Raw genomic sequence first — 23339 nt, forward strand, 5'->3', positions numbered from 1 at the left:
CTAGCATGGAACGCCGCCGCTGGTGTTTGACCGCTTGGTCTGCCCTGCCCGAAAAGCAGCAGGTCCGGTTCCAGCCCTATCTGCCCCGAGGGCGCGCATGAAACTCGCGATCATTTTGGGCGCTCTCCTCGCCCTGCTGTTGTCCAGCCAAGCGCGAGCCGAGTTCACGGTCTGCAATCAGACACTCGATGTCGTCAATCTCGCCGTCGGCCAGAAGGTCGACAATGCGGACCAGACCGATGGATGGTGGACCATCGGCGCAAACCAATGCGTGAACGTTATCCGGGAGGAACTGACCAACCGCTACGTCTACATCTATGCAACTGACGTGTTTGGTCATGCCATCCTCGCCGGATTGACCGAAATGTGCATCGAACGGCGACGTTTCTCGATCCGCGGCAGTGACGAATGCTGGCAGCGCGGCCACATCACCGCCCGGTTTCTGGAAGTCGACACCCTCGAACAGGTGCGGTGGACCTTCTTCCTGACCGCAAGCAATCCGTGACACACCATATCGACACGAGCTTCAGACAGAAGAAGCAGGCGCGCGCCGCCCTTCGCAGGCGCACGCTATGGCGTAGGTTGATGGTGGGTTTGACCTCGGCTGTGCTGCTTTGCGTGGCCGCCGGTTTTTACCTGACCGCGGACTATTGGTCATTCGGCGACGAAGACGAGGAGTTGCATGCGGTCGAGGGGGCGGACGATGTGCCGGCCGACGCATCCGTCTACGTGCCAGCGCTGATCGATCTGGCGGGGGACCCGATGTGGATCACCCTTGCGCCAGATGCCGGCGCCGCAACCAAAGGCCGAGTGGTCCCGCGTCCGGCAGAACTCGATCAGGCCGACGTTTCTCCCCAGCTCGAAGTCCTGTCAGACGTCATGCTGAGCGCCAGCGAAAAATTCATGACGACGATACCGTCGACGCAGGAGGATTTCGCATTCTTCCAAGCGCAACGAAAAACCGCTGCCGCGCCATCGGGCGATCTGGAGAACGATCTTCAACCCTCGCCTCCCGCCAGGGAACTTGAAGCGGCTTCCGGTCAGAAAGCCGACAGCGACGATCCCGAAGCCGGATGGGGTGAGACGATCGATGCAGGCGATGCAGCCCTGCCGGCATTCCAGAAGACCGAGATCGAGAACAACACGAGCGTCGTAGCCGTCACCAATGAGTACCAGCGATTCGCGGCGACCGAAGACACGTTCGTGAAGGTTCTCAATGATCGCAGTCTGGACAGCGTAGCGTTGGATGCGCACTTCTCCGCGCAGGATGCCAAGCTGGCAGGCGAGGCCCTGAGCGCGCTTTTCCACCGGGACGGCCTGGCAGCGGGTTACGTCGTTGCGATGCGAGGGTTCAGGCCGACGCGCGACACGAGCGCAATGTCCCTGATGCAGGTTTCGATCTACGCCAAGAACCTGTTCGTCGGCACGCTGACGCGCAACGGCGCGGGCGCCTTCGTGTCGGGTGTTGATCCTTGGGTTCGCGAAGATCTGTTCAACTATTCGGGCGCACAGGAAGAAGGCACGCATAAACGACAGTATCGTCTGCTCGACGCCATCTATTCGACGGCAGCCCGCAACAATGTTCCAACCGGCGTGATCGGCGAGGCGATCATGTATCTTTCGAGAGGACAGGATCTGGACGCCTTTGCAAGCGAGGACCAGCGTCTGGTGATGATCTATTCACAGACGCCCAGGGGCAAGGACGAGGGCGCGAGACGGGTTCTGTATGTGGGCGTGCAGGGGAGCGAGAAAAGCCTCGACTGTTTTGTCTTCCAGCAAAGCGACGGCCAGTTTGCGTGTGTTACAGGTGACGATCAGGTACGCTCGCTGACAGTCACCAACGGCATGGTCACGCCGGTGAATGGCGTCATGACCTCCACCTTCGGACCACGAAAGCACCCCATTCTGGGGACCGTGCGCATCCACAAGGGCGTCGATTGGGCGGCACCCGTCGGCACGCCGATCACAGCCGCCTTCGATGGCGAGATCACCTTCCAGGGCGATGGGGGAAGCTACGGCAATCTGGTCAAGATTTTGCACAAAAACGGCCGCGAGACGCGTTATGCGCACATGCAGAAATTTGCAATCGAAGCCGGCGTCGGCACCAAGGTCAAGGCAGGCGACGTCATCGGCTATATCGGCACCACCGGATTATCGACCGGCCCTCACCTGCATTTCGAGCTTTACCAAAATGGCGAGGCGATCGACCCCTTGGGCACGGTTACCGCGGTCGCATCGAACGATTCCGCGGTCGAAACGCTCACCGAGCGCATCGTTCACGTCGAAAGTGGCGGTAGTGCTCGCGCCAAGAATCCTAATTCTTCCGCGACGGGCGCCGGCCAGTTCATAACCAAGACCTGGATCAGGATGATGAATACCTACCGCCCGGAGCTTGCACGCACGCTGTCGACCGACGACCTACTCGCCCTGCGCTACGACGCCACGATCTCGCGAGAGATGGTGCGCAACCTGGCGCGCGAAGGCGAGGCCTACCTGCGCCAGCGCGGCCACCAAATCACGGCCGGCCGGCTCTATCTCTGTCATTTCCTTGGAATGGAAGGCGCGCATCAGGTTCTGTCGGCATCAGGTTCGGCGCAGCTGAGCGCTGTCCTGGGGTCGGCCGTCATCCAGGCCAACCCGTTCCTCACCGGCAAGACAGCCAGCTACGTGGTGGACTGGGCCGAAAGAAAAATGGGCCAGAAGCTGACTCATCTGGCAACCGACGCCGGGTCACAGACAACGACCACCGAAATCCGTCAGACGTCGCCGGAGTTCGAAAAATACAAACAGGCCATCACTGCTCTCATGGGCTCGATCCCAAATACGCTCTGAGCGTCAGGTCTGGCATGAGTTTCTTGCGCAGAAGGGTTCCCCCTCGGTTTGCCGCGCAGTTTCGACGGTTATTGCGTTTTTATCCGCATTTCCACGCGGCGGTTGGCAGGATCGTACGGGTTGGCGTTGCGAGGGTTCTTCTCGCCCATGCCGACGGCGTTGATGCGCGCGGCCTCGACACCGCTGGCCGTCAGGAAAGCTGCCACCGATTTCGCTCTTCGTTGTGACAGACCTTCGTTGTAGCGCAGCGTGCCCGTCGCATCGGTGTAGCCTTCGACGACGAAGTTGAACGTGCTCAGCCGGTTGTCTTTCAAAGCCTTGGCGAACTCTTCGAGCTCAGCGCGCGCGGTTGCGTCGAGTTGGGCCGAATCCAGCCCGAAATTGATCAGCATGTCGAGGTTGGATCTGCCTTCCTGCTGCCCATTGGTGTTGCTCTTGTTGCACTCCTCTTCGGAACCGACACAAATTCCTCGAGATTTGCCAAGATCGGCTGCGCCGGCAAAAAACTTCACGATGTCTTCTGATTTCCGAGCCGGATCGGCGGAAGCATGGTTCGAGAAAAACACGACCGCCAACACAAAGGCTGAACGACTCCACTGCATAGCGCTCCTCCTGTTTGAGTATCCGATTTTGATCGACCGCCAGCATATCAAATTCCAGCGCAATTGTCTGTGGCCAAACGTTGGAGGTGCGATCATCGCGACTGTTTTGGCCGTGGCACGGCTTGAGACTTGACCCGCGCCGTGCCGGAGGCTTGAGTGGCCAAAGTTCCTCGATGAAAGCGCGGCGTTCATGGCCCATGGGCTCCGATTCAAAACGGCACGGGATCTTTTCGCAGCTTGTCCCGCTATCACCAGGGACATGCGCACTCCTCCGACCGAACAGCACTCGATCGCGTTTTGCCGCGACCTCCTCGCCGGGCGTATTCCTGAGGAAGCGATTACATTTTGCGCCTACCTGCTTCCCGAGCGGGCCGCGGTCTGGTGGGCCCACGAATGCCTAAGCCATCTGAGCGACCTCTTCGATGAGACCGATCACCGGTTGCTCGGTCTTGTCCGCGACTGGGTGAGCGAACCCGACAGCCCCCGCCATCGAACAGAGATCAGAGCCGCCGCGGCAAAATCGCCAACAACCCCGGTCGGCTGGATTATCCTGGCTGCGGGATCGCGTGAAGATCGGTCGGCCGTGGCCGCGATGCCGGCACTGGATTTGCAGCCTTCTCCTGCTGCCTATGCAATCAATGCCGGAATTCTGGCCGGTCTGGCACGCGTGGCGCTCGTGGACCGTTTCTCGGTGCTGTCGGCGTTCGTCGAAATCGGTATCCAGATGGCCGAGATCGAGGCCCTCCACCAGTCAACGGATGCATCTTAGGGGCACTCGCCCACAGGACCGGCACCCACAGAACTGGAGGACGCCCTCCGTCCCGCCTACTTGCAACCGCCTTGAGCCCATTTGGCGAGCGCCACCTTGAAGCGTGTCCCAAGCGGATGCTGCAAGCGCAGAACGGAGACATCGTTGGCGGCAAAATTCTTTGCCTGATCACACAGTCGGGTCTCGTTCCACTCATGGCAGCCGTCACAGTGCTTGCCCTGCCATACCGAATTGTCGAGGCCCTCCACCGGACTGAAGCGTGGCTCGCCTTTTATGAGTTCCGCAATACTCTTCCCATCGATTTCGGGGTCGCCGAAATCGATCGGAACGTCGAAAAAGATCGGGTCGTCAGAGGCGAGTTTTGGGATTTTCTGACGGAGCACATTGAGTGCGAGTTGGGCGTCATTGGCGGAGCTCGACGGATTAGCAGTGGCATTGCGCGTATCCGAGTCGCCTTGCGGTCCGGGAACGCCCGCCTCACCGACGATCAGCGGTGAGTTGAGATCAACCTTGTGCAGGACGACCTCGGTGGTCAGCGAGACGTTGCTCCAGGGGCGCTGCTTGCTAGCGGTTGCCTTGAACACATCGGCGGTAACACGGTTCATCGCCTCAGTGATGGACACATTTGTCTCGCCAATGTGCGCAAGCAACGCCGAGGTGAACGGCGAATGTTTGCCGGATCCGTCGTAGGCGACCTGATTTGGACTGGTGGCGAACGCGACAAGCGTACCGGCACCGCCATTCTCGATCGAGATTTCCGCAAGGCCGCTTTTTGCTCCCCTGACGCCGGCGGTCTTTGCCAGCACCTCGGCTAGAGGATTGTCGCGACAGGCGTCGAGGAAAATAAGCCTTATGCTGGTCTCGCGAGACATCTGTCGCAGAACGAAATCGACAGGCACCGCCTCGAAATCGAGCGAAGTCTCGTCCTCCAAGGCGGCATCGATCGGAAGAAGATAGTTGCTGCCTGAAACCTGCAAGCCATGGCCCGCATAGAAGAAAAGCGCGATGTCCGCCCCGCGCACCTGCTTTGCGAACTGCGCTATTGTCGTCTGGGTCTGCAACTTGGTCAGATCGAAGCCGGAAACGACTTCAAAACCAAGATCTTTCAGGCTTTCAGCGATGGCTTTGGCGTCGCGCACCGGATTGGCGAGTGCCGGGGCGTGCAGATATTGGGAGTTGCCAAGCACCAGCGCTGTACGGCGCTCGGCATCGGCTGCCGTCAAAGTGAAAAGCAGCGCAACTGCCGCGAGCCCGATTGCGCGCAGAAGGCTACTGCGACGGGCGATCAGATCGAAACCCACCGGGACAACAGATCCTTCCTCAGTTGACGAGCTTGGTGGCGGAAAACTCGATCCGCCGATTGAGCGCCTTGTTCTTCGGCGTGTCGTTGCCGGCGACTGGGCGTTCCTCGCCGTAGCCGGTCGCCGTGATCTGCGTGCGCGGAATGCCCGCCCCAACAATGGCGTCGGCCACTGCCTGAGCCCTGCGCTCCGATAAGCGTTTGTTCTCTGCAACCGGTCCATCGGCATCGGTGTGTCCGGAAACTTCGACCTTTAGGCCTGGGCATTTGCTGACGACACCGACGACCTCAGCGAGGAGCGGGCGGCTTTGGGCATCGAGCCGCGCGCTCGCGGGGCGAAAATAGATCGCCCCGGTACGGGACAACACCGCAAACCTGTTGAGGCATTCCTCATCGTTGAAGTTGGTCTTCGTCGCATCGGTGACGACGGGCCCGACCTCAGTGCTTGCCGCAACGGTCTGGGCGGGGAGCGGCTTGCTCCCCTCGGCCGTGAACACGAAATCGAACGACACCGATGCGGTAGGAACAATGTTGGTCACACTGGCCGCCTGTTGGAGTTTGTCGACATTGGGCAATAGACCGAAGTCCTCCACATGCACCGCGACAGGGGCCTCCGAGGCAACCGACACCATGGTGTCGCTGATCATGGTCACCACGACGTTGGCCTCAAGATCCTTGTCGACCCCATGCAGGTTGAGACGGAATGGAAGAACCGCCTTCATACGTCGCTTGGTGGCGAGGTCGGCAAATGCCGCCGGATCCACTTTCGCTGTCAGTTCGGCGGTTGGAAACTTGTAGGTCTCAAAGAAAAGGAACCGCATCCGGACATTGCGCAGGTCGACCCCGGTATCCACTGAGTTGAGGTCAAAGGAGACCTTGGCGTCGCCGGTCGAAGTAAGGCTGCCGGAAATATTCCTGATCTTGTTGGTTTCGACGATCGTGTTCTTCTTGACCGACTGATAGGTGAGGACCGAAGCGGTCGGATCGAGCGCCCAGTTCGTCTGCGCGTTCGCCGTTCCCAGTCCGGGCAAAAACAACACGAACAACGAAACGATCAAGCCAAGCGTCTTCGCGGCGACTCTGCTTCTTGACCGTGCTTTGCGCCAGACTCCGAGAACTTCGAACATGGCTCCCCCTGCCTACGACAACAGAACCCCGTATCGACATCACGACCATGCGGTGTCTCCAGAGAGCATAGAGCACTTGCTGCCAATTGGCGAGCATCCCGGTTGGTGTGTTTGGCCAGCCCGCGATCCCGGCATCGCGATACCGCACCTTGCCTGAGTGCGGGGGATTCGAAGGTCCTGCTATTCCCATCCCAAAGACGTCAGGAACTCAGCGCGGGCGCGGATGATCCGCGGATCGAGGAACCGCTAGAAAGCTATCTTAAGTCCGAGCTTGGCGCCAATAGTGGAGCTATCCGACGAGGCCTTACCACGGACTTCGCCGTTGACGGTCGTCAACTCCGAAACTTTCAGGTTGAACCCCGTCGATAGCGCCACGGAAAAATCCGCATCGTCGAAGGCGATCGTCCTGGTACCGATCTCGGTCGTGTTCTTGTAACCGAAACGCTGCTGCAATTCGCCACGCGCATAGGGGCTGAACACCATACCGTTGCTCAGCGTGTAATCGCCATAAATGCCAGGCTCGAACTTGATGGCGCCAAATGAAAGCCGGCTCTTGCCGAACTGATTGCCACCGCTGTCAGTGTAGGGATCGCCGCGGAATGAAACACCAAGCAGGCCGCCACGCAGATCGAAACGGGTGCGTTCGCCCAGCGCGAAGATGTGGCCGACAGATCCCGTGACCGCGTAGCCCTCGGTGTCATAGCTGCCGGTGGTGTCAAGCACCCCGTTCATCACGTCGCTTCGGCCGAAGAAACCGGAGGCCGAGACCAGCGCGTAATTGTAGTCCTTGCGCAACAGTGCGTAGCCGCCGAACAGTCCGGCCTTGTTGTTACCTTCCCCTATGGCATCAAATCCCTGGAAGGCCCCGAGATTGACGTCAGTCGAGGCGTAGCCGGCGAATACACCGATGTTCAGGCCATACTCATTGTCGAACTGGAAATGCTTGGCGGCATTGAAGTCCAGGCTGATGGCGGCCGAAAAATCATTGGCATCGAAGCTCGGGCCCGGGCCATTCAAGCCGCCGCCACTGATGTTATAGCCGTCATGCTCGGTATGAGCGAACTGGCCGGAAGCAAAGACCCCGAAGCTCGAAGAAACCGGTACCATTCCAGATCCGGATGCAGGCGAAAGGTGGAGGTCAGCATCTATCGCGTCGCGGTTTATGCCGTAGAGAGCGTCGAGTGCCACCTCGACCGCGCCCGCGTTGGTCGCGCTGGTCGGCGCCGCCGCAATACCGAAACTGGCCGGCGTGGCACGCAGGAACAAGCCGCCATTCGGGCCGTTTACGATCTCATAGCTGAAGAGCGAACCCGGCGTGCCGGAAATACTTCCGAGACGGAAGGTGCCGGCAACCGGTCCGCTGGCCGAGACAATGATCGGGATACTGGTCACTTGGGCGAATTGGGGGGTGCCCAGCAGATTGACAATAATGGTGCTGGTGCCGGCGGCCGAAAACGCATTGGCAACGAGTTGATCCGACCGTAGCGTCTGTTGGTTGATGTCGAGGCTGATGGTGGCGCTGTTGAGGGCGAGGCCGCCGAGCGTCAACACGTCATCGGCGACACCGTCCATCATGTTGATCAGGGAATTTGTCGCGATGATCGAACCCGGCATAGCGACGTTGCCGTTGATGAACAGCGTTGAACCGTTACCGAGGTTGAGTTGGTTTATGCCCTGCGTGCCACCGCTGAAGCGAAGGGTCGAATGGTCGGCCGAAAAATTGTCGAAGCCGGCAAAGTTCTGGCTCTTGCCGCCGGCGGCAAGGTCGGTGTCGACGGCTGTGCCGTTGGCGCCTGTACCGCTGAACAGCACGCCGTCGCTAAGGATGAGCGGCTCGACGGCGCCGATATGATCAATGGTTAGCGTGTTGGGTCCAAGGCCGGTAATGTCACCCTCGATCGTGCCACCCGACAAATGGACATGTTCGGCGTCGATGCCGCCCTTTATGTCGCCGCCGAAGACCGAGACGCTGTCGAAGCCTAGGCCGCCGGTGATGTTGCCGCCTGTCGTGGCGCCTATGGTTCCGCCGTTTATGTTGACGGTGTCGTCGCCGTCATTGCCGAATATGCTGCCGCCAATGGTGGCGTTGCCAGCGACCGTTATCGTGTCGTTTCCGGCAGCTCCGTCGAGGTCGAGGTCGACCGCGGCACTGCCGCTGACGCTGACCCGGTCATTGCCAGCCCCGGCATCCAGGGCATCAACTGTGCCCCCCGCAATGATGATGGTGTCATTGCCATCGCCCCCGGAGAGAACGCCGACGGTCGGCGCGCTGAAAAAAATTCCCTCCTCGGTAGTGAGGATGCCGATCGATAACAGGTCGTCACCTCTGCCGCCGGTCACATTGCCAACCTGTGTACCGTCACCGAATATCACGGCGCTGTCGGCACCATCTCCAAGGTCAATGTCCTGAATACTGCCGGCCTGAATGACGACCAGGTCATCCCCGGCCCCGGTATTGAGATTGGCCGCGACGGTTGGGGCGTACGGAACCCCCAAGAAATCCCCATAGAACATCTCAAACCGGTCGTTGCCGCCGAGGAGTTCGATTGTACCGTCCGCCGGCTGTAAGGAGGTCGACCCTCCCGCAGGCAGGCCGCCTACACCGGGTGTTGTCGCCGCTTTATCGGTCAGGAGGCCGCCAAAAATTCTCACGACGTCGTCGCCATTGCCGTCGTAGTCGTTGACGATGACTTCCGACGAGTTCTCGAACCCGCTAAATCGGGTGGTGAATACGCCATCGACGTCCTGAAAATCCCCGGTCGTCGTGCAGTTCACGGTAACCGATGTCGCCTGGAAGGGAGTGCCGCCGCCGTTTGCAGTAGCGGAGCAGGCCGCCGCGCCAGAGACTTGGAACGTGGACGCCGCCGCTAAGGCGAGCAACGAGACTCCCGTCCATTGATAGGCCTCGCGCGACACTCTCATTCGACCCCACCTTACGAGAAATCGATACCGTCACAAATCAAGGCAATTAAATAGATCAACGATCCATCTCATGGGATCGTTGACTGCTTAACCGGCACTGTACGCGTCGCGTTGCTGGGCGGCAATGGTTTGGCGTTCGTTCTCAGGAGACTATAAGGCTATCTGTGGCGACAAGGACACTATCGTAAACTTAAATGAGCCTGTCAAAAGCAGTGGCCAAACTTCAAAGGCATCTTTAAAGATCAGAATAGGCCGCCGAAACAGTCAGATCTCCCGCATGTGCAATCTTGCGATGGTAGCTTGCCCATATTTCGCCACCACACTGCTCAACCCAGCGGTGACAGAACGAGAAATCGGTAGGGAGGTCCAGTTCCGGCGTCACAATCTTCGCAAATGGCGTCAGGAAATTCTCGAACTGAGCGGTGTACTTGCTCTTTCTGTAACGAGACCGGTCGACCGTCTCGGGTAACTTCTCGATTATGGCCGTCACGCAGTCGCGGGAGACCAGAAAGATGCCCGTGCCGCATGACGTTACCCGGACAAAGCCTTCTTGCTCTTCCCGAGGTTCGACGACGGTTCCGATGAACTCCAGGCTTTGCGCAAAGGCTTTGTCGAAGGGCAGTGTCGAGAGGGAATGGAGTTTGCGCAGATCGATCCGGCGCCGCGGATAAAGGGTGCCGACGACTTGCTTATCCAGCGCCAGCATCGCCGCGATAAGATCAGGTGAAAAGCCCATGTCACTGTCGATCATCAGAATGTGACTGCAATCCGGTTTATTGTAGTAGAAATTCGTGAGCAGATAGTTCCGCGAAAATGGAATATCCGTGTACTCGATTTCCGACAGCGTGAAGGCGTAGTTGGACAGGCTCTTATGAGTTAAGGCCGCGAACAGGCTGCGAACGAACACGCTTTTGTAGGCTGCTCCATAAACCGGCAGCGCAAGATTGATCTTGGTCGGCATCTTGTCCTCCACAGTCCAATGACTGATCGCATACAAATCCCTTTTCCCTATCTTTGACAGGATTCTTGGTATAAATTTTGGTGACCTTCGCCGGTATGAGGGCAGGCGCTCAGGCTGATTGTGGTTGCGTCGTGGTGCGTCGGGAAGTTGCTGGACCAAGATTGAGGCAGGCCGGAGCGAGCGTGCTGACATGACCCACTGCAACGGACTTCTGTTTCGTGTCCCACTGTTTCTCATTTTCCTGCTTCTTGGCTCAGCTGGTGCTCGCGCCGCGGTCGAGCCGACCGCGGCGCCGCAGCCACGCAACCGGCTAGCGATCGTCATCGGGAATTCGAACTATCAAAGCAGCCGACTTGAGCATCTCCCCAATGCCGCAAATGATGCCGCAAAGCTCTCAGAGAGCTTGAAGCGGCTAAATTTTGAGGTCCTGACGGGCACCGATCTTTCGACCCAAGATTTTTCCAGAATCTTTCGAGAAGCTGATGCAAGGCTGCCTACCGTCAGCGCAGTTTTGATTATCTACGCCGGTCATGGCGTGCAGTTGAACGGCGAAAACTACCTGCTCCCGGTCGATACGCCCGATCCTGAAAGCCTGGAAAAACTCACCGCCACGGCCATCAAGCTGAATGATGTGATCGCGCGGTTCGCGCGCCGCGACCGCCAGACGTTCATATTCCTGGACGCGTGCCGCAACAATCCGCTCGGTGCCGGTGCCGGCAATGGTCTGGCGCAAGTTGAAGTCGGTGAAAACACGTTCGTTGCCTTTGCCACCCAGCCAGGCAATGTCACGGCCGATGGCGGCGGCGAAAACAGCCCGTTCACCATTGCGCTGCTGAAGAATCTCGAGATCCCCGGGCTCAGCATTTCGGATATGATGATCCGCGTCCGCAACGAAACCGAAGCGTTGACGGTTGGCCGTCAAGTGCCGTGGGATCAATCGAACCTGCGTGAGCAGTTCTATTTCACGGAGCAACAGGTACTCGATCCGGGACAGTTGAGCGCAAGCCTTTCACGCATCCTTGCGGACCCCGCGGCAAAGAAGAGATTGCAAGTCGAGCTTGCCTCCAATGACCTGCAGACCGCCGTGCTAATCGTCGGACAGACGTTGCGGTCGGTCGAGATTCCGGCACCGTCCGCCAGTTCACCCGAGCCGGTTGGCACACAGGTCGCCAATCTGTCTCCGACCGAAAGGGTTGAGGACGCTCGCCAAAGCGTCGTCTCCGGTCTCGAAACGCTCATTGTCGGCGCATCCATGGGCGAGGCGGACAAAGACAAGACAGCCGATCTTGCGCGCAACGTTCAGACCGAACTTCGTCGCTTGGGTTGCTACCGGATGCAGATTGATGGAGATTGGGGCACGGGTTCAATCCGTGCTCTCACCGACTACTACAAGAATACCAAGCAAGTCGCGGCGACGACGGAGCCGAGCGTCGGACTGCTGGGCGATCTCTTTTTGCGCTCAGGCAGAATCTGCAAGCAGCCGGTCATCGTGAAGGCCAAGCCGGCTAAGATAGCGTCGGACGCCGCCCCTTCACGAAACGGCTCCGTACGGACGACTGCGAAACGCTCGCAGGCCGCCCCGAGACGTCCCGCGCCTCCCCCACCGGACATCAGTGGCGGCATAGGCATTGGTGGTGTGTTTTAGGTTGGACCACGTCGCGTCAGTCCATCGCGGCGCAGCTTGCGTTGACGGCGGCAGAGGTGCGCTGAAGTTTCCGGCGCTACGTCTGCTGCGCGTATGGACGATAGCGAGCCGGTCAACAATGGGCCGCGCTCGAGTTCCAGATCAGGTGCTGCAGCCCAATAAGATGCGCGATCCTAGGATATGCTGGCGTAATTGTTCATTCATATTCGGTGGCTCAGTACAAGGTAGATAGCGGGGACTAACATCAACCAGCCCCCCATTCCCAACACCACCAAAATCGCCACGCGCTCGGTTCGCCTGACAAGGTCGGCAATGTTTTCCTCGTTCGTCAAAGAAACAGCGTCCAGTAGCGCAGGCGCATGATCATCGTTGTCATTTGCCGGTTGGTTTGCGTTGCCACTCTCATTGGTTCTCTGGATCGATGTCATTGTCTTTTGCTCACCAAACATACTGGAAATAGAGGGCCCGCCAGCCACCGAAGCGGCTTGCGGGCCCTATCAGCACAGGAAGGGACGTAGCTGTGCCGATCCACGACATGTCAGCCAAGGAATATGCCGATCACCAAAAATGTGACGGCTGCGGCGAAAGTTGGCGCGAGCAACCAACGCGCTTGGCCAATGCTTTTATCCATCTGCTTTCTCCGAGTCTGGAGAAGCAACTAGCCTAGCCCTAAGCCGTTCCGCCTAGTCTCAAGAGATAAGACCATTGCGTTTTGTGATCGGCCTTTGGTCTGGTCAGGATTCCGACTGAAGCCTGATCGAGGAACGTTCGGCCTGCCGACGTGTTCAGTTGCCTGGCGCACAGAAGACTTGTGCTGTCGCCGGAACAACAGGAGAAAAACCATGAGGATCCACCTTACCAGCACCGCTGCCGCGCTATTGCTTTTGGCCGGCGTCGGCGCAGTTGCGGCACAGGATGTTGTCATCACACCGGAACAGGACACCGTCGTGCGCAAATACGTGAAGAAGCAACCGCTGGCTTCCGTGAACCTTCTCGGACTTGAGCTGAATGTCGGCACGGCTCTGCCGGACACGGTCGAGCTCCATGAGGTCCCCAATGTCAAATACCGGTATGTGGTGATCGACAACCGCACGGTTTTGGTGGACCCGGGCACCCGCAAGATCGTCAAAGTCTACGACTGAGACCTAGAACGAACCCGACCTCCGCCATAGCTGGCGGCGGGTTGGGTATGTCAAATCGCCCTTCGGACAGTTGAGATAAACTCCTGAAGTCGAGACGTCGCAACCCCCTCGTGGCGCGCCTGGTGGATCTAGAACACGCGCTCAACTCGACTTGGCACAAGGTACTTACTTCCTGGTGATCCAATCCAGCAAGCCAACTTCGACCTGATCGCACCCGGCGTATTCGAGTACCAGGGTCTTAGCCAGATCGCGCCATTGACATTTGGGCGCGTATGTTCCCAACACCAAATCTTTGAACACTGCCCGGAGAACATCGGCATCGAACGCTGAGATAGCGAAGGGAACCGGGTCTGCATCCTCCCAAGCTCGGGAGGTGTCATCGCCATGGCTTTGGCGCAGCCGTTTCAGAAGCTCGCGTGATGCCGCGAGCACGCGTCGGGAGTGATCAATATCGCGCGGAAATGCGGCGCGACGTGGCAGGAAGGTGGCTTCAATAGCCGCCCGCGCAATGTCTGTATGGGTATCGAGCATCGCTGCCTCCCTTAAGCAGCTATCGGGGCTGCACCTTCTTAGGTGCTGAGCTGCGAATCTCAGTCATCAGCCCTTGCTCTCGGAGCCGAGCTGTCTTCGCATCCCGTGCCGCCCGCTCGACCTCGATCGACTCGCGCGCAACATCCGAGATGCGCTCTTTTCTCTCGTGCCTTTTTTGTCGGTGAACCGTTGCCTTCTCCGCATCGTCGCCCCGATCTGACGGTCCCGCGGTGTTGTCGCACAGAACGATTGTGGCCAGATGCGGGCGACCTGGGAGGTGTTTCACCTGCCGAGCCAGCAGCCGCTGCCGCTCGGGCTGCGACTGTTTTGCGAACCGTCTAAAAGGTTGGACATCATGGCCAGGCCAATCATCCACTTTGAGACAATAGGGCGTGATCCTGCGAACCTGCGCCGCTTTACGCGGAACTCTTCGGATGGGAATTCGAGATCGGCGGATCGGTGTCGCCGCTTGTTCCCGACGCACTATGGCTTCCTTGCCCTGCCTCCGGGGCTCAATCGGTAGCAGGGGCGTTGGAGGCGGGAGGAATTTTGATCCGGATGTAGTCCCGCTTCTTGGACGTGGTGCGCTTTTCAGAGCCCCCTTTAGAAACTCAATTTCCAAGGCTTGCCGGCCTACCAGCCGCTCCAGCGCTGCAATCCGCGCCTCATAGGTCTGCATTGTGTCGGCCGCCGCCACGTCTTCGTCGAAGGAGCCGGCCTCGTATTTCTGAACCCAGATGCGGATCAGGTTACGCGGCAGTTCGTGCCGCTTGGCGAGACCATGCAGCGTCTCGCCGGACAGGAACTCCTGCACTACCTGACGTTTGAACTCGATGCTGTGCGTGCGATAAGCCACCATGGGCTTCCATCCTTCGAAAGCCCGGCTTCCAAGTCAATTCTGCTTGTTCATCCTGTCCGGCCCGAGGGGCGCACTCCACACATGGGTCTCATTTAGCCGGTATTTGCACCGTCATGACGCAGAGAAGCTCGAACAGGAGGGTGGCACCGGTTAGCGCGGTGACGCCCGAAGGATCGAGCGGCGGCGAGACTTCGACCAGATCGGCGCCGATGATGTCGACGCCGGCCAGCGCTCGGATCATCTTCTGGGCCTCGCGCGTCGTTATGCCGCCGATCTCCGGGGTGCCGGTGCCGGGGGCAAAAGACGGATCGAGCGCGTCGATGTCGAACGAGACGTAGGTCGGCGCGTCGCCGACGATCGAGCGCGCCTCGGCCATCACCGCGCCCACGCCGCGCTCCATGAATTCCTCGATGAAGATGATCCGGATGCCGGCCTCGCGGGCGAAATCGTAGTTTTCCACATCGGAGATCGCTCCTCGGATGCCGATCTGGACCATGCGCTTGGGATCGAGCAGGCCTTCCTCGACGGCACGGCGGAACGGGGTGCCGTGATTATAGCGGTTGCCGAAGAACTCGTCATAGGTATCGGAATGGGCATCGAAGTGAATGAGGCCGGCCGGTTCCTTGGCGATGCCGCGCAGGATGGGCAGCGTGATCAGATGATCGCCGCCGACGACCAGAGACCGGGCGCCGGAGTGGTGGACGTTTTCGAAGAAGGCGCTGATCGTGTCCAGCGAGCCGGGCAGGTCGAGCGGGTTTACAATCACGTCGCCGCAGTCGCCGGCACGCACCTGTTCGAAAGGCGAGACGCCCGTCACATGGTGGACGCGCCGCACCAGGCTGGATTGGTTGCGGATTTCGCGCGGTCCATGGCGCGCGCCCGGCCGGTTGGTGGTGCCGCCGTCGAAGGGGACGCCGATCAGCGCGATGTCGACCTGCTCGGGGGTAGCCATGGGCAGGCGCATGAAGGTTGAAGGGCCGGCAAAACGCGGAACGCTGCCGGAATCGAGTGGCTGGAAATTTGTAATGCTCATGGTCTTGTGTCCTGTTGGCGCATCGGGTCGCTTGACCGCGAGGCGCACTCCGAAGGTGGTGCTATTTCTGTTGGAAGTCGGACCTGTGGGCGTCGCGCCAGGCGTTCTGCTTGCCGGCGCGCTTGGCCGCGAGGCAGAACAGGGCCTCGGCCAGCAGCCGGCCGGCCAGGATGCTGGTGGTGCCGCTGGAAGCATCGAAATCCGGCGATACCTCCACGAGGTCGAACCCAGCAAAGCCGTCGCGGGCCACTATCCTTACGCCGCGAATGATCTCGCGCGAGGTAAGGCCGCCTGGTTCGGGGCTGTTGGTTGCCGGGGCAAAGGCTGGATCGACGCCGTCGATGTCGAGGCTGATATAGAGGCGCGCGCCGTCGGCACTGGCGATGGCGCGTGCGCGTTCGGCAACCGTTTCGATGCCGAGGCGCTCGACTTCCTCCATGGAAAACACAGTGATGCCGAGCTTGCGGTAAAGCGGGGTCCATTCGAGCAGGTTGCGGGGGCCGCGCGCGCCGATGACAACGATGCGGCGAGGGGCCACCTTGTCGAGTTCGGCAATGCGCAGCAGGGGCGAGGCGCGGGTGAGGCGGTCGCCGCCGAAGGATTCGCTGAGATCGAGATGGGTGTCAAAAACGATGAGCCCGACCGGGGTGTCGCCGGCATCGGAGACCGCGCGTACCGCCGGATAGCTGATGCCGTGATCGCCGCCGATGGTCAGCGGCACCGCCCCGTTGACCAACACCGCGGCAAGCCGCGCTTCGAGGCGGGCGTAGCTGGCGGCATTGTCGCCCGGCACTACATCGATGTCGCCGGCATCGGCGACGGTGATATGGGCCAGCATGTCGAGGTCCCAGTCGAAGCTGTAGCTGCCATAAAGAAGCGAGTATTTGCGGATTTCCTGCGGGGCGCGGCGGGTCGCGCCGCCGCGAAAGGTGGCGATGCCGTCATAGGGCATGCCCACCACCACAGCGTCGGCGGAAAGACCTGCCAGATCGCGCACATAGGGAAATGCCATGAAGGGTGGCACGTCGCCATACATGCGGGGAACACCTGCCGGGCTCAAACCTTCGCTCATGGTACGGTCCTCCGTCTTGTCGTGTCGATTGTGCCGCTGCCCTACTGGCCGGCGGTGGGCTCGCTCTGGAACAGCATGTTGCGCTGTCTCCAAGTGTCGAGGAATTCACGCAAGCGCGGGCTTTGCGGATCGTTGAAGAGTTTGGCGGGCGGGCCCTGTTCGATCACCTTGCCGCGGTCCATGAAGACGACACGGTCGGCGACCTGGGCGGCAAAGCCCATCTCGTGCGTCACCACCACCATGGTAATGCCCTCGACGGCCAGTTGCTTCATGGTGTCGAGAACCTCGCCAACGAGCTGGGGATCGAGCGCCGAGGTCGGTTCGTCGAACAGGATCACATGCGGCTCCATCGCGACCGCCCGGGCGATGCCGACGCGCTGCTGCTGGCCGCCGGAAAGCTGCGAGGGGTAGCGCTCGGCGAAATCCGCGAGGCCGACCTTGGCCAGCGCACGGCGCCCGCTTTCCTTCGCCTTGGCGGCGGGAGCGCGCTTGGAAAGACGCAATCCCAGCGTCACGTTATCCAGCACTGTCATATGCGGCCATAGGTTGAAGTGCTGGAACACCATGCCGACGTTGCGGCGCACGGAATCGATGTTCTGGTCGCTTTCTCGTACCAGTCCTTCGGCACCGCGCTTGTAGCCGAGCAACCGGCCCTCGATCTCGATCTCGCCGCTCGTATATTCCTCGAGGAAGCTCGCGCAACGCAGCAACGTGCTCTTGCCCGACCCCGAGGGTCCGATGATGCAGACGACCTCGGAGAGGTTGATGTCGAGCGAGATCCCGGACAGGGCCGCGAATGTGCCGAAATCCTTGGTCAGATTCCGGATTTTGATGACGGGTTCGGTGGTTTCAGTGGCCATCGTTTATTCCCAAATTGGTGGTTGAGCGGCCTAGAACCGCACCCGGCGCTCAACATATTTGCCGAGCTGCGCGACTGCCTCGACCAGCAGCCAGTACAGTAGGGCGGCGGCGAGATAAGGTTCGATGACCGCGTAGGTCTCGTTGACGAATTGCGTCGTGTTCTTGGTCAGCTCGGCAACGGTGATGATGGACAGCACCGCGGATTCCTTGATGAGGATGATGATCTGGTTGACCATCGGTGGCGTGATCATGACCAGCATCTGCGGCAGCTTGATATGGCGGATGATCTGCGTGCCTGAGAGCCCGGCCATGCGCGCCGCCTCGATCTGGCCTTTGGAGATCGACTGGAAACCGGAGCGGAAGATTTCGGCGAAATAGGCGGCACCATAGAAGCCGAGGCCGAAAACACCCACCGCTTCGGCACTCAGCCGGAGGCCTATGCTCGGGCCGCCATAATAGAGCACGAACAGCAGGATCAGGATCGGCAGGCCGCGCATGATCTCGATATAGGCACGAACGGCCCAGCGCAGTGGCGTGAACGGCGTGCTCTCGAGGCAGGCGAGCAACAGGCCGATCGCCAGTCCGAGGGCTGTGGCAAGTGCGCAGATCCAGGCCGTCGTCGCCAGGCCGGCCAGCATCAGCGGTCCGTATTGCACCCATAGGTCGAAGAATTGCGCCATGGCTCAGGCCCTCCGCGCCAGCCGTTGCTCGGCCATGCGGCCGATCAGCGACAGAAGGAAATTGATGACGATATAGATGACGGCGGCGGTGATGTAGATTTCGAACGGGCGATAGGTGGTCGCGACGATCTGCTGGCTTACCCGCATCAGTTCCGTCACCGCGATAACGGAGACCAGCGATGAGTTTTTCAGGATGCTGATGGTCTCATTGACCAGCGACGGGATGACGAGGCGCAATATCTGGGGCACGAGTATATGCTGGCGCCCCGCCCATTTGCGTATGCCTACCATGCGCGCCGCCTCCAGTTGCCCTGGTGGAATGGCCAAAAGTCCGCCGCGAAATATCTCGGCCTGGAAGGCGATCGTGTTCAGGGTCAGCGCGAGGATGGCCGCGAGGATGGGCGCTACATTGATGCCGATGAGCGGCAGCAGATAATAGATAATCAGCAACTGCACGAGGATGGGCGTGCCGCGCCACACGCTTTGATAGATGCGCGAAAAGCAGCGCAGCCACGCCTTCTTCGAGGTGACGCCGAAGCACAGGACGAGGCCGAGCGGCATGCCGAGGATGATGGCGACGCCCGACACCAGGATGGTCATGCCCGCGCCCCAGAGCATGATGGGCAGGTTGTTCTGGATGAGGGCGAACATTGCCAAGTCGTCAGACCTTATGGACTTGAGGCCAGGCTTGCAGCCTGTGCGTTTTTAGGCAGGCGAGGCTGGAAAGCCTCACCTTTATCCGGGCGTTGGATGCCGACTCGTCAGCTCTTGGGTTCGGGCAGAGCGTCCGTCGGCAGTTTCATGGTGAAGCCGAACCACTTTTCCTGAAGTTTGGCCATGGTTCCATCGGCGGCGAGCTTGCGGAACTGGTCATCGATGAAGTCGGCAAGCGCCTTGCTGTCGTCGTCCTTGCGGAAGGCCCAGCTGAAATAGGTCGGGTCCCCGAACGTTGTGCGGATGGTTTCGAAGACGTCGCCGCGCTGCGTCTGCAGGTAGAGCAGATTGGGCAGGGAATTCACGACGGCATCCGTGCGCCCGGCAGCGAGATCGGCATAGGCTTCATTGAAGTCGACATAGGTCTGGATGTTGGCGATCGGCGCTAGGCCTTTTGCTTTTAAATTCTCGGAAAAGGCCTCGGTGCCCTTGAGCTGTGCCGAGCCGGCCTGCGTGCCGACATTTTTGCCGCTCAGGTCTTCGGGCGTGTTCAAGGCGGCGTCGCCTTTGCGCTTGACGTAGGAGAACGACGCGTCGGCGATTGGCAGAGACAGCCTGTAGGTATCGTAGCGCTGTTTGTTAACGGTGACGGAGGTTATGATGGCATCGAACTTCTCCGTCTGCAAACCGGGCAGCAAGCCCTGGAACGGCAGGTCGAGCCGGTTCACCTTCACGTCCGGCAGCGCCTTCATGACTTCTTCGAAGAGGTCAACTCCGTAGCCTACGATCTTGCCGTTTTCGACATATTCGAACGGCGGGTAGCGGGCCTCGGACGCGATGGTGATTTCCCCCTTTGCCTTGATCCGATCCAGAAGATCGGCGGCGGTGGCAATGCTCGCCACGGCGAGCGAGAGCGACGCGGCCAACAGCGTCGAAGTGCACAGTTTCAAAGCGGATCGCATAACTTCCTCCAGTTTCGTATGTTCCCGTTTATTATGGATTATTTGGAGTCCGAGGCTTCTGTACGCGCTCAGGAATCTCGCATGCGTGACGAGCCTTAGACCTCCAGGTCGTCAGCCGGCTGCAATGCCGGCCCGATTGTTTGCTTCCCCAGTGGCATGACGGCACGGCACCATCTGGTAGGGCAGCATGGCAGGATTGAATCTTTGATAAACATGGAAGGAATAGACTATACATCGAAGTTGACGATGTAAGGCTGATACCCAACACCGTCTGAGAGGCTCAGGGAGGAGTGTCAGAATGCGTCTGTCGGTTGCCGACATTCGTGCGCTCAGGGTTTTCCGCTCGGTGGTCGAGCATGGCGGATTTACCGGAGCGCAGCTTGCTTTGGCGATGAGCCAGTCGACGATCAGTTTCCAAATCAATGCGTTGGAGGAACGGCTGGGGTTTTCGCTGTGCCAACGCGGCAGGCGCGGCTTCGAACTGACCGATAGGGGCACCGCGGTCTATGAATATTCCCATTCGCTGACTTCAGCGCTGTCGGCGTTCGAGATGCAGCTGGGCGAACTGCGCTCCAAGGCGACGGGTGTGCTACGCGTCGGAATCGTCGATGCCACCGTTACCGATTCAGCCCTGGGCCTCGATGACGTCATTCATCAGTTCATCAAGAAAGCCAGCGAAGTCGATCTGCGCATCACCATCGGCTCGCCTGAACAGCTTATCGCGGAAACCGCCAAGGGTGGGATCGACTTCGCGATCTCCCCCCGCATCAAATTGCTGCCCGGCTATTCGCAGACCGAGTTCCATTATGAAATCAACTCGCTCTACTGCAGCGAGCGCCACCCGCTGTTTTCCCGCAAGCTGGTGACAAAGGCTGATGTGGAAGCATCGCAGATGGTGGTGCGCCCTTATGCCAACAAGTCGGAATTGCAGCATTTCCCCAACGCGCATGTCGGCGCCTATGCTTCGAATATAGAGGCGCAGGCGATGTATATCCTGAGCGGCCACTTCGTCGGCTATCTGCCGGATCACATGACCGTCACGTTTAGACAGAACAACCGGCTTAAGGCGCTGCTTATTCCCGAGGCGCAGATCCGCTCGCCCTTCGTCATCATCGCGCCAAAGCACAAGAAAGCCTCGCTGTCGCAGAGGATTTTTTTTCAGGAACTGCGCAAAAGGGTGGGGAGCGCCGAAAAATCGACCGGAAAAGGGCAAGCCGCCGACGCAAAAAACAAGATGCCCAAGGTACGCGGCATGTAAAAATTCCGTTATGCATTGATCCCGAAAAGCGAGAGCCGCCTTTCGGGATCAATGGTCTGGATGCAGGGCTGCGCTTTAAAGGCGCGGCGCCTTGGCGTCGATCCGATAATGCGCTTCGGTGGGAACGCAGCCTTGACCGTTTACCGGAATGAGGTCCTGCGGGCAGGCTGAGAACGCGACGATCAAATCCATTTCCGCGCACATCGACACATAGGAGCCCGGTCCCGCCACCGGTGCCTCGAAGGCGACCGAACCGTCTTCGCCGACGGGAATGTTCATGAACAGGTTGAGCGGCGAAGGGGTTTCGGGTGGCGTCAGCCCGACCGCGCCGAGGGCCGCCGCCAGATTGTCGGTGCAGTTGTCATGGTGCCCGACATGGCCCAACTGCTGGTAGCGATAGCGGTCGCAGGCGGCGATCAGCGTATCGTGCACGCCACCCGACGTGTCCTGTATCAGAGTCAGCATCGGACGCCGCTTGTTGCTGCACAGCGTGTCGCCGTTCTGTGGGTTCACCTTGAGCATGGCTCCACGACTGTGCTCCATCGACATGAATTCCGCGATATCGTCGGCGCAGAAGGCCCAGGTGTCCACCACCTGGGTGCCGTGGGTGTTGATGACGGTGATCACCTGGCCTTGGGCAACGCGCGTCGCCACGCCCTTGCGGGCAGGAATGACGTGAACCTGACCGTTACTTGCGTTCGTTGGCATCGTTGAATTCCTTTCGTTCAGCGTCCGCGCGCTCCGTGTTCGACGAAGATATAGCCGAGAAAGTTCAGGAGTACCTGTGCTGCGAGAAAGCCGGTGATGCCCGAAGGGTCGTAAGCCGGGGCCACCTCGACGAGGTCGATGCCGACGACGTCGCCGCGCTTCACAAGGCCCCGGAGCATTTCCATTACTTCATAATACAGGAAGCCGCCATGGCTAGGCGTGCCAGTGCCCGGCGCAATCGACGGATCGAAACCGTCGATGTCGATCGTCACATAGTAGCGTACGCCTTCCGGAATGGTCGCCAGAACACCTTCGACGCCGAGCTTGCGGGCCTGGCGGACGGAAAGGATCGTCGAGCCGCGTTGGCGCGCATCCTCGTAACCGTCGCGGGCGGTCGAGGAGACGTTGCGGATGCCGATCTGGCTGAGGCCGCTAACATGCGACTGTTCGGCCGCGCGGCGCATCGGATTGCCGTGTCCTTCGCGCACGCCATGACGCACGTCGACAAAGTCGAGATGCGCATCGATCTGCACGATGTGAATGGGGCCATGTTCGCTGAACGCCCTGACGCAGGGAATGTTGATGGCATGGTCGCCGCCCAGAACGACGGGCAGCGCTCCGCGTTCAAGAATCTTGCGGACCGCCATTTCCGTATTCGCGTGGCTGGCCACGGTATCGGTATGCACGATATCCGCGTCGCCTATATCGACGATCCGCACCTTGTCGAGCGGCAGATAGATCTGGTCGTCCTCATGGTCGTAAGCGCCGGCATGACCGAAGGAAAACAGCGTCGAGGCCTCGCGGATGGCGCGGGGGCCGAAACGTGCACCGGAGCGGTACTGGGTCCCCATGTCGAAGGGCACACCCAGCACGGCGACATCCGCGTCGATCTTGTCCCAATCAAGGCAGATCGGCCGTTTACCGAAGGTGCTAAGCCCAACGAAGGGGAGATCGAGCCGCCCACCCTCATACCCGTGTCCAGACATCGAAACTCTCCCTTTCGGATAACCCTCACGCCATCCGGCAGCGACCTTCGATATGAGCCGAAGCGCTTAAGCTGGAGTGAAGCACGACAGGCCTGCGGTCTGTCTGCCTCGTGGCTAGCATGGTCCCGCCACTCCTATCCATCACGAGTATCGGGCGTTCATATCGATTTATCCGGAAATTGGCCGTATTAGGGTTAGAACAAGAGCAGCCCGAAATCCATGGAAGGAAGACTCCCGCTCCGCCGGTGAGCGCTGTCGTTCGAGCTTGCTGTGCCCGAGCAGCACCTGGATGACCCTGATGTCGACATCCTGCTCAAGCAGGTGAGTGGCGAAGCTGTGCCGGAGAGTATGCGGGCTGAGAACGTTCTCACCGCTCCCAAAGCAATATCTCTTGTCAGCCGAGATTTGACGGCCGCGTCTCGCTATTGACGCACA

22 protein-coding genes and 1 pseudogene are annotated in these 23339 nt (G+C 59.8%); 6 read left to right on the forward strand and 17 right to left on the reverse strand.

Annotation, left to right across the window (positions count from 1 at the left end):
- Positions 1-97 precede the first annotated feature (97 nt).
- Both LB541_RS17265 and LB541_RS17270 read left to right on the forward strand, forming a co-directional pair.
- Entirely contained in the window at positions 98-505 is a 408-nt protein-coding gene (locus LB541_RS17265) for a DUF1036 domain-containing protein (RefSeq protein ID WP_224619119.1), read from the forward strand.
- Positions 502-2832: a M23 family metallopeptidase gene (locus LB541_RS17270; protein WP_224619120.1), complete on the forward strand. Its 2331-nt coding sequence runs from the start codon at positions 502-504 to the stop codon at positions 2830-2832. Before LB541_RS17265 ends, LB541_RS17270 begins: the two co-directional genes overlap by 4 nt.
- Before the next feature lie 68 nt (positions 2833-2900).
- Here the strand turns inward: LB541_RS17270 and LB541_RS17275 are convergent, their stop codons facing one another.
- Positions 2901-3626: an OmpA family protein gene (locus tag LB541_RS17275; RefSeq protein ID WP_318012620.1), complete on the reverse strand. Its 726-nt coding sequence runs from the start codon at positions 3624-3626 to the stop codon at positions 2901-2903.
- Between the two features lie 67 nt (positions 3627-3693).
- On the opposite strand from LB541_RS17275, the gene LB541_RS17280 reads away from it, so the two are divergent.
- Positions 3694-4203 (forward strand): DUF6931 family protein, encoded by a 510-nt coding sequence (locus LB541_RS17280; protein WP_224619122.1) that lies wholly within the window; start codon positions 3694-3696, stop codon positions 4201-4203.
- 56 nt (positions 4204-4259) lie between these two features.
- On the opposite strand, the gene LB541_RS17285 is transcribed toward LB541_RS17280, so the two are convergent.
- The 4 genes from LB541_RS17285 to LB541_RS17300 all read right to left on the reverse strand — a co-directional run bounded on the left by LB541_RS17285 (position 4260) and on the right by LB541_RS17300 (position 10513).
- On the reverse strand, positions 4260-5504 hold the full coding sequence (locus LB541_RS17285) for a caspase domain-containing protein (protein ID WP_224619123.1): 1245 nt from the start codon (positions 5502-5504) through the stop codon (positions 4260-4262).
- Between the two features lie 19 nt (positions 5505-5523).
- Positions 5524-6630, reverse strand: a complete 1107-nt coding sequence (locus LB541_RS17290; RefSeq protein ID WP_140649834.1) for an OmpA family protein — start codon at positions 6628-6630, stop codon at positions 5524-5526.
- Between the two features lie 246 nt (positions 6631-6876).
- Complete coding sequence (locus LB541_RS17295; RefSeq protein WP_140685143.1) at positions 6877-9552, reverse strand: autotransporter; 2676 nt, start codon at positions 9550-9552, stop codon at positions 6877-6879.
- Between the two features lie 235 nt (positions 9553-9787).
- A complete protein-coding gene (locus tag LB541_RS17300; RefSeq protein ID WP_224619124.1) occupies positions 9788-10513 on the reverse strand; it encodes a hypothetical protein in 726 nt (241 codons plus the stop codon).
- Between the two features lie 190 nt (positions 10514-10703).
- Here LB541_RS17300 and LB541_RS17305 point away from each other — a divergent pair, with 190 nt between their 5' ends.
- Entirely contained in the window at positions 10704-12158 is a 1455-nt protein-coding gene (locus LB541_RS17305; protein ID WP_140498313.1) for a caspase domain-containing protein, read from the forward strand.
- A gap of 200 nt (positions 12159-12358) precedes the next feature.
- Here LB541_RS17305 and LB541_RS17310 read toward each other — a convergent pair whose 3' ends face one another.
- Positions 12359-12586, reverse strand: a complete 228-nt coding sequence (locus LB541_RS17310; RefSeq protein WP_140498314.1) for a hypothetical protein — start codon at positions 12584-12586, stop codon at positions 12359-12361.
- A gap of 414 nt (positions 12587-13000) precedes the next feature.
- Here LB541_RS17310 and LB541_RS17315 point away from each other — a divergent pair, with 414 nt between their 5' ends.
- Complete coding sequence (locus LB541_RS17315; protein WP_140498315.1) at positions 13001-13300, forward strand: DUF1236 domain-containing protein; 300 nt, start codon at positions 13001-13003, stop codon at positions 13298-13300.
- 165 nt (positions 13301-13465) lie between these two features.
- On the opposite strand, the gene LB541_RS17320 is transcribed toward LB541_RS17315, so the two are convergent.
- The 8 genes from LB541_RS17320 to LB541_RS17355 all read right to left on the reverse strand — a co-directional run bounded on the left by LB541_RS17320 (position 13466) and on the right by LB541_RS17355 (position 19952).
- On the reverse strand, positions 13466-13831 hold the full coding sequence (locus LB541_RS17320; RefSeq protein WP_140498316.1) for a hypothetical protein: 366 nt from the start codon (positions 13829-13831) through the stop codon (positions 13466-13468).
- 19 nt (positions 13832-13850) lie between these two features.
- A complete protein-coding gene (locus LB541_RS17325) occupies positions 13851-14690 on the reverse strand; it encodes a transposase (RefSeq protein ID WP_224619125.1) in 840 nt (279 codons plus the stop codon).
- Between the two features lie 88 nt (positions 14691-14778).
- Positions 14779-15723 carry an agmatinase gene (gene speB, locus LB541_RS17330; protein WP_140498317.1) on the reverse strand — a complete coding sequence of 315 codons (945 nt, stop codon included), beginning with the start codon at positions 15721-15723 and terminating at the stop codon, positions 14779-14781.
- 61 nt (positions 15724-15784) lie between these two features.
- A complete protein-coding gene (locus LB541_RS17335) occupies positions 15785-16795 on the reverse strand; it encodes an agmatinase family protein (RefSeq protein ID WP_140498318.1) in 1011 nt (336 codons plus the stop codon).
- A 41-nt stretch (positions 16796-16836) separates the two neighbouring features.
- Positions 16837-17655 carry an amino acid ABC transporter ATP-binding protein gene (locus tag LB541_RS17340; RefSeq protein ID WP_140498319.1) on the reverse strand — a complete coding sequence of 273 codons (819 nt, stop codon included), beginning with the start codon at positions 17653-17655 and terminating at the stop codon, positions 16837-16839.
- 30 nt (positions 17656-17685) lie between these two features.
- Complete coding sequence (locus LB541_RS17345) at positions 17686-18336, reverse strand: amino acid ABC transporter permease (protein WP_140498320.1); 651 nt, start codon at positions 18334-18336, stop codon at positions 17686-17688.
- Positions 18337-18339: 3 nt separating this feature from the next.
- Positions 18340-18987, reverse strand: a complete 648-nt coding sequence (locus LB541_RS17350; RefSeq protein WP_140515083.1) for an amino acid ABC transporter permease — start codon at positions 18985-18987, stop codon at positions 18340-18342.
- A 110-nt stretch (positions 18988-19097) separates the two neighbouring features.
- Positions 19098-19952, reverse strand: coding sequence for a transporter substrate-binding domain-containing protein (locus tag LB541_RS17355; RefSeq protein WP_140649844.1), 855 nt, complete (start codon positions 19950-19952; stop codon positions 19098-19100).
- A gap of 298 nt (positions 19953-20250) precedes the next feature.
- On the opposite strand from LB541_RS17355, the gene LB541_RS17360 reads away from it, so the two are divergent.
- The gene (locus tag LB541_RS17360; protein ID WP_140649846.1) at positions 20251-21210 is read left to right on the forward strand and encodes a LysR family transcriptional regulator; all 960 of its coding nucleotides are present in this window, start codon (positions 20251-20253) and stop codon (positions 21208-21210) included.
- Between the two features lie 75 nt (positions 21211-21285).
- Here LB541_RS17360 and LB541_RS17365 read toward each other — a convergent pair whose 3' ends face one another.
- The 3 genes and pseudogenes from LB541_RS17365 to LB541_RS17375 form a co-directional block, all read right to left on the reverse strand.
- On the reverse strand, positions 21286-21918 hold the full coding sequence (locus LB541_RS17365; RefSeq protein ID WP_140649848.1) for a DUF1989 domain-containing protein: 633 nt from the start codon (positions 21916-21918) through the stop codon (positions 21286-21288).
- A gap of 17 nt (positions 21919-21935) precedes the next feature.
- Positions 21936-22904, reverse strand: a complete 969-nt coding sequence (gene speB / locus LB541_RS17370; protein ID WP_140498325.1) for an agmatinase — start codon at positions 22902-22904, stop codon at positions 21936-21938.
- Between the two features lie 258 nt (positions 22905-23162).
- A pseudogene (locus LB541_RS17375) lies at positions 23163-23294 on the reverse strand (tyrosine-type recombinase/integrase); the annotation flags it as partial.
- Positions 23295-23339 lie beyond the last annotated feature (45 nt).

The sequence above is a fragment of the Mesorhizobium sp. BR1-1-15 genome, from assembly GCF_020165475.1.
Lineage (GTDB): Bacteria > Pseudomonadota > Alphaproteobacteria > Rhizobiales > Rhizobiaceae > Mesorhizobium.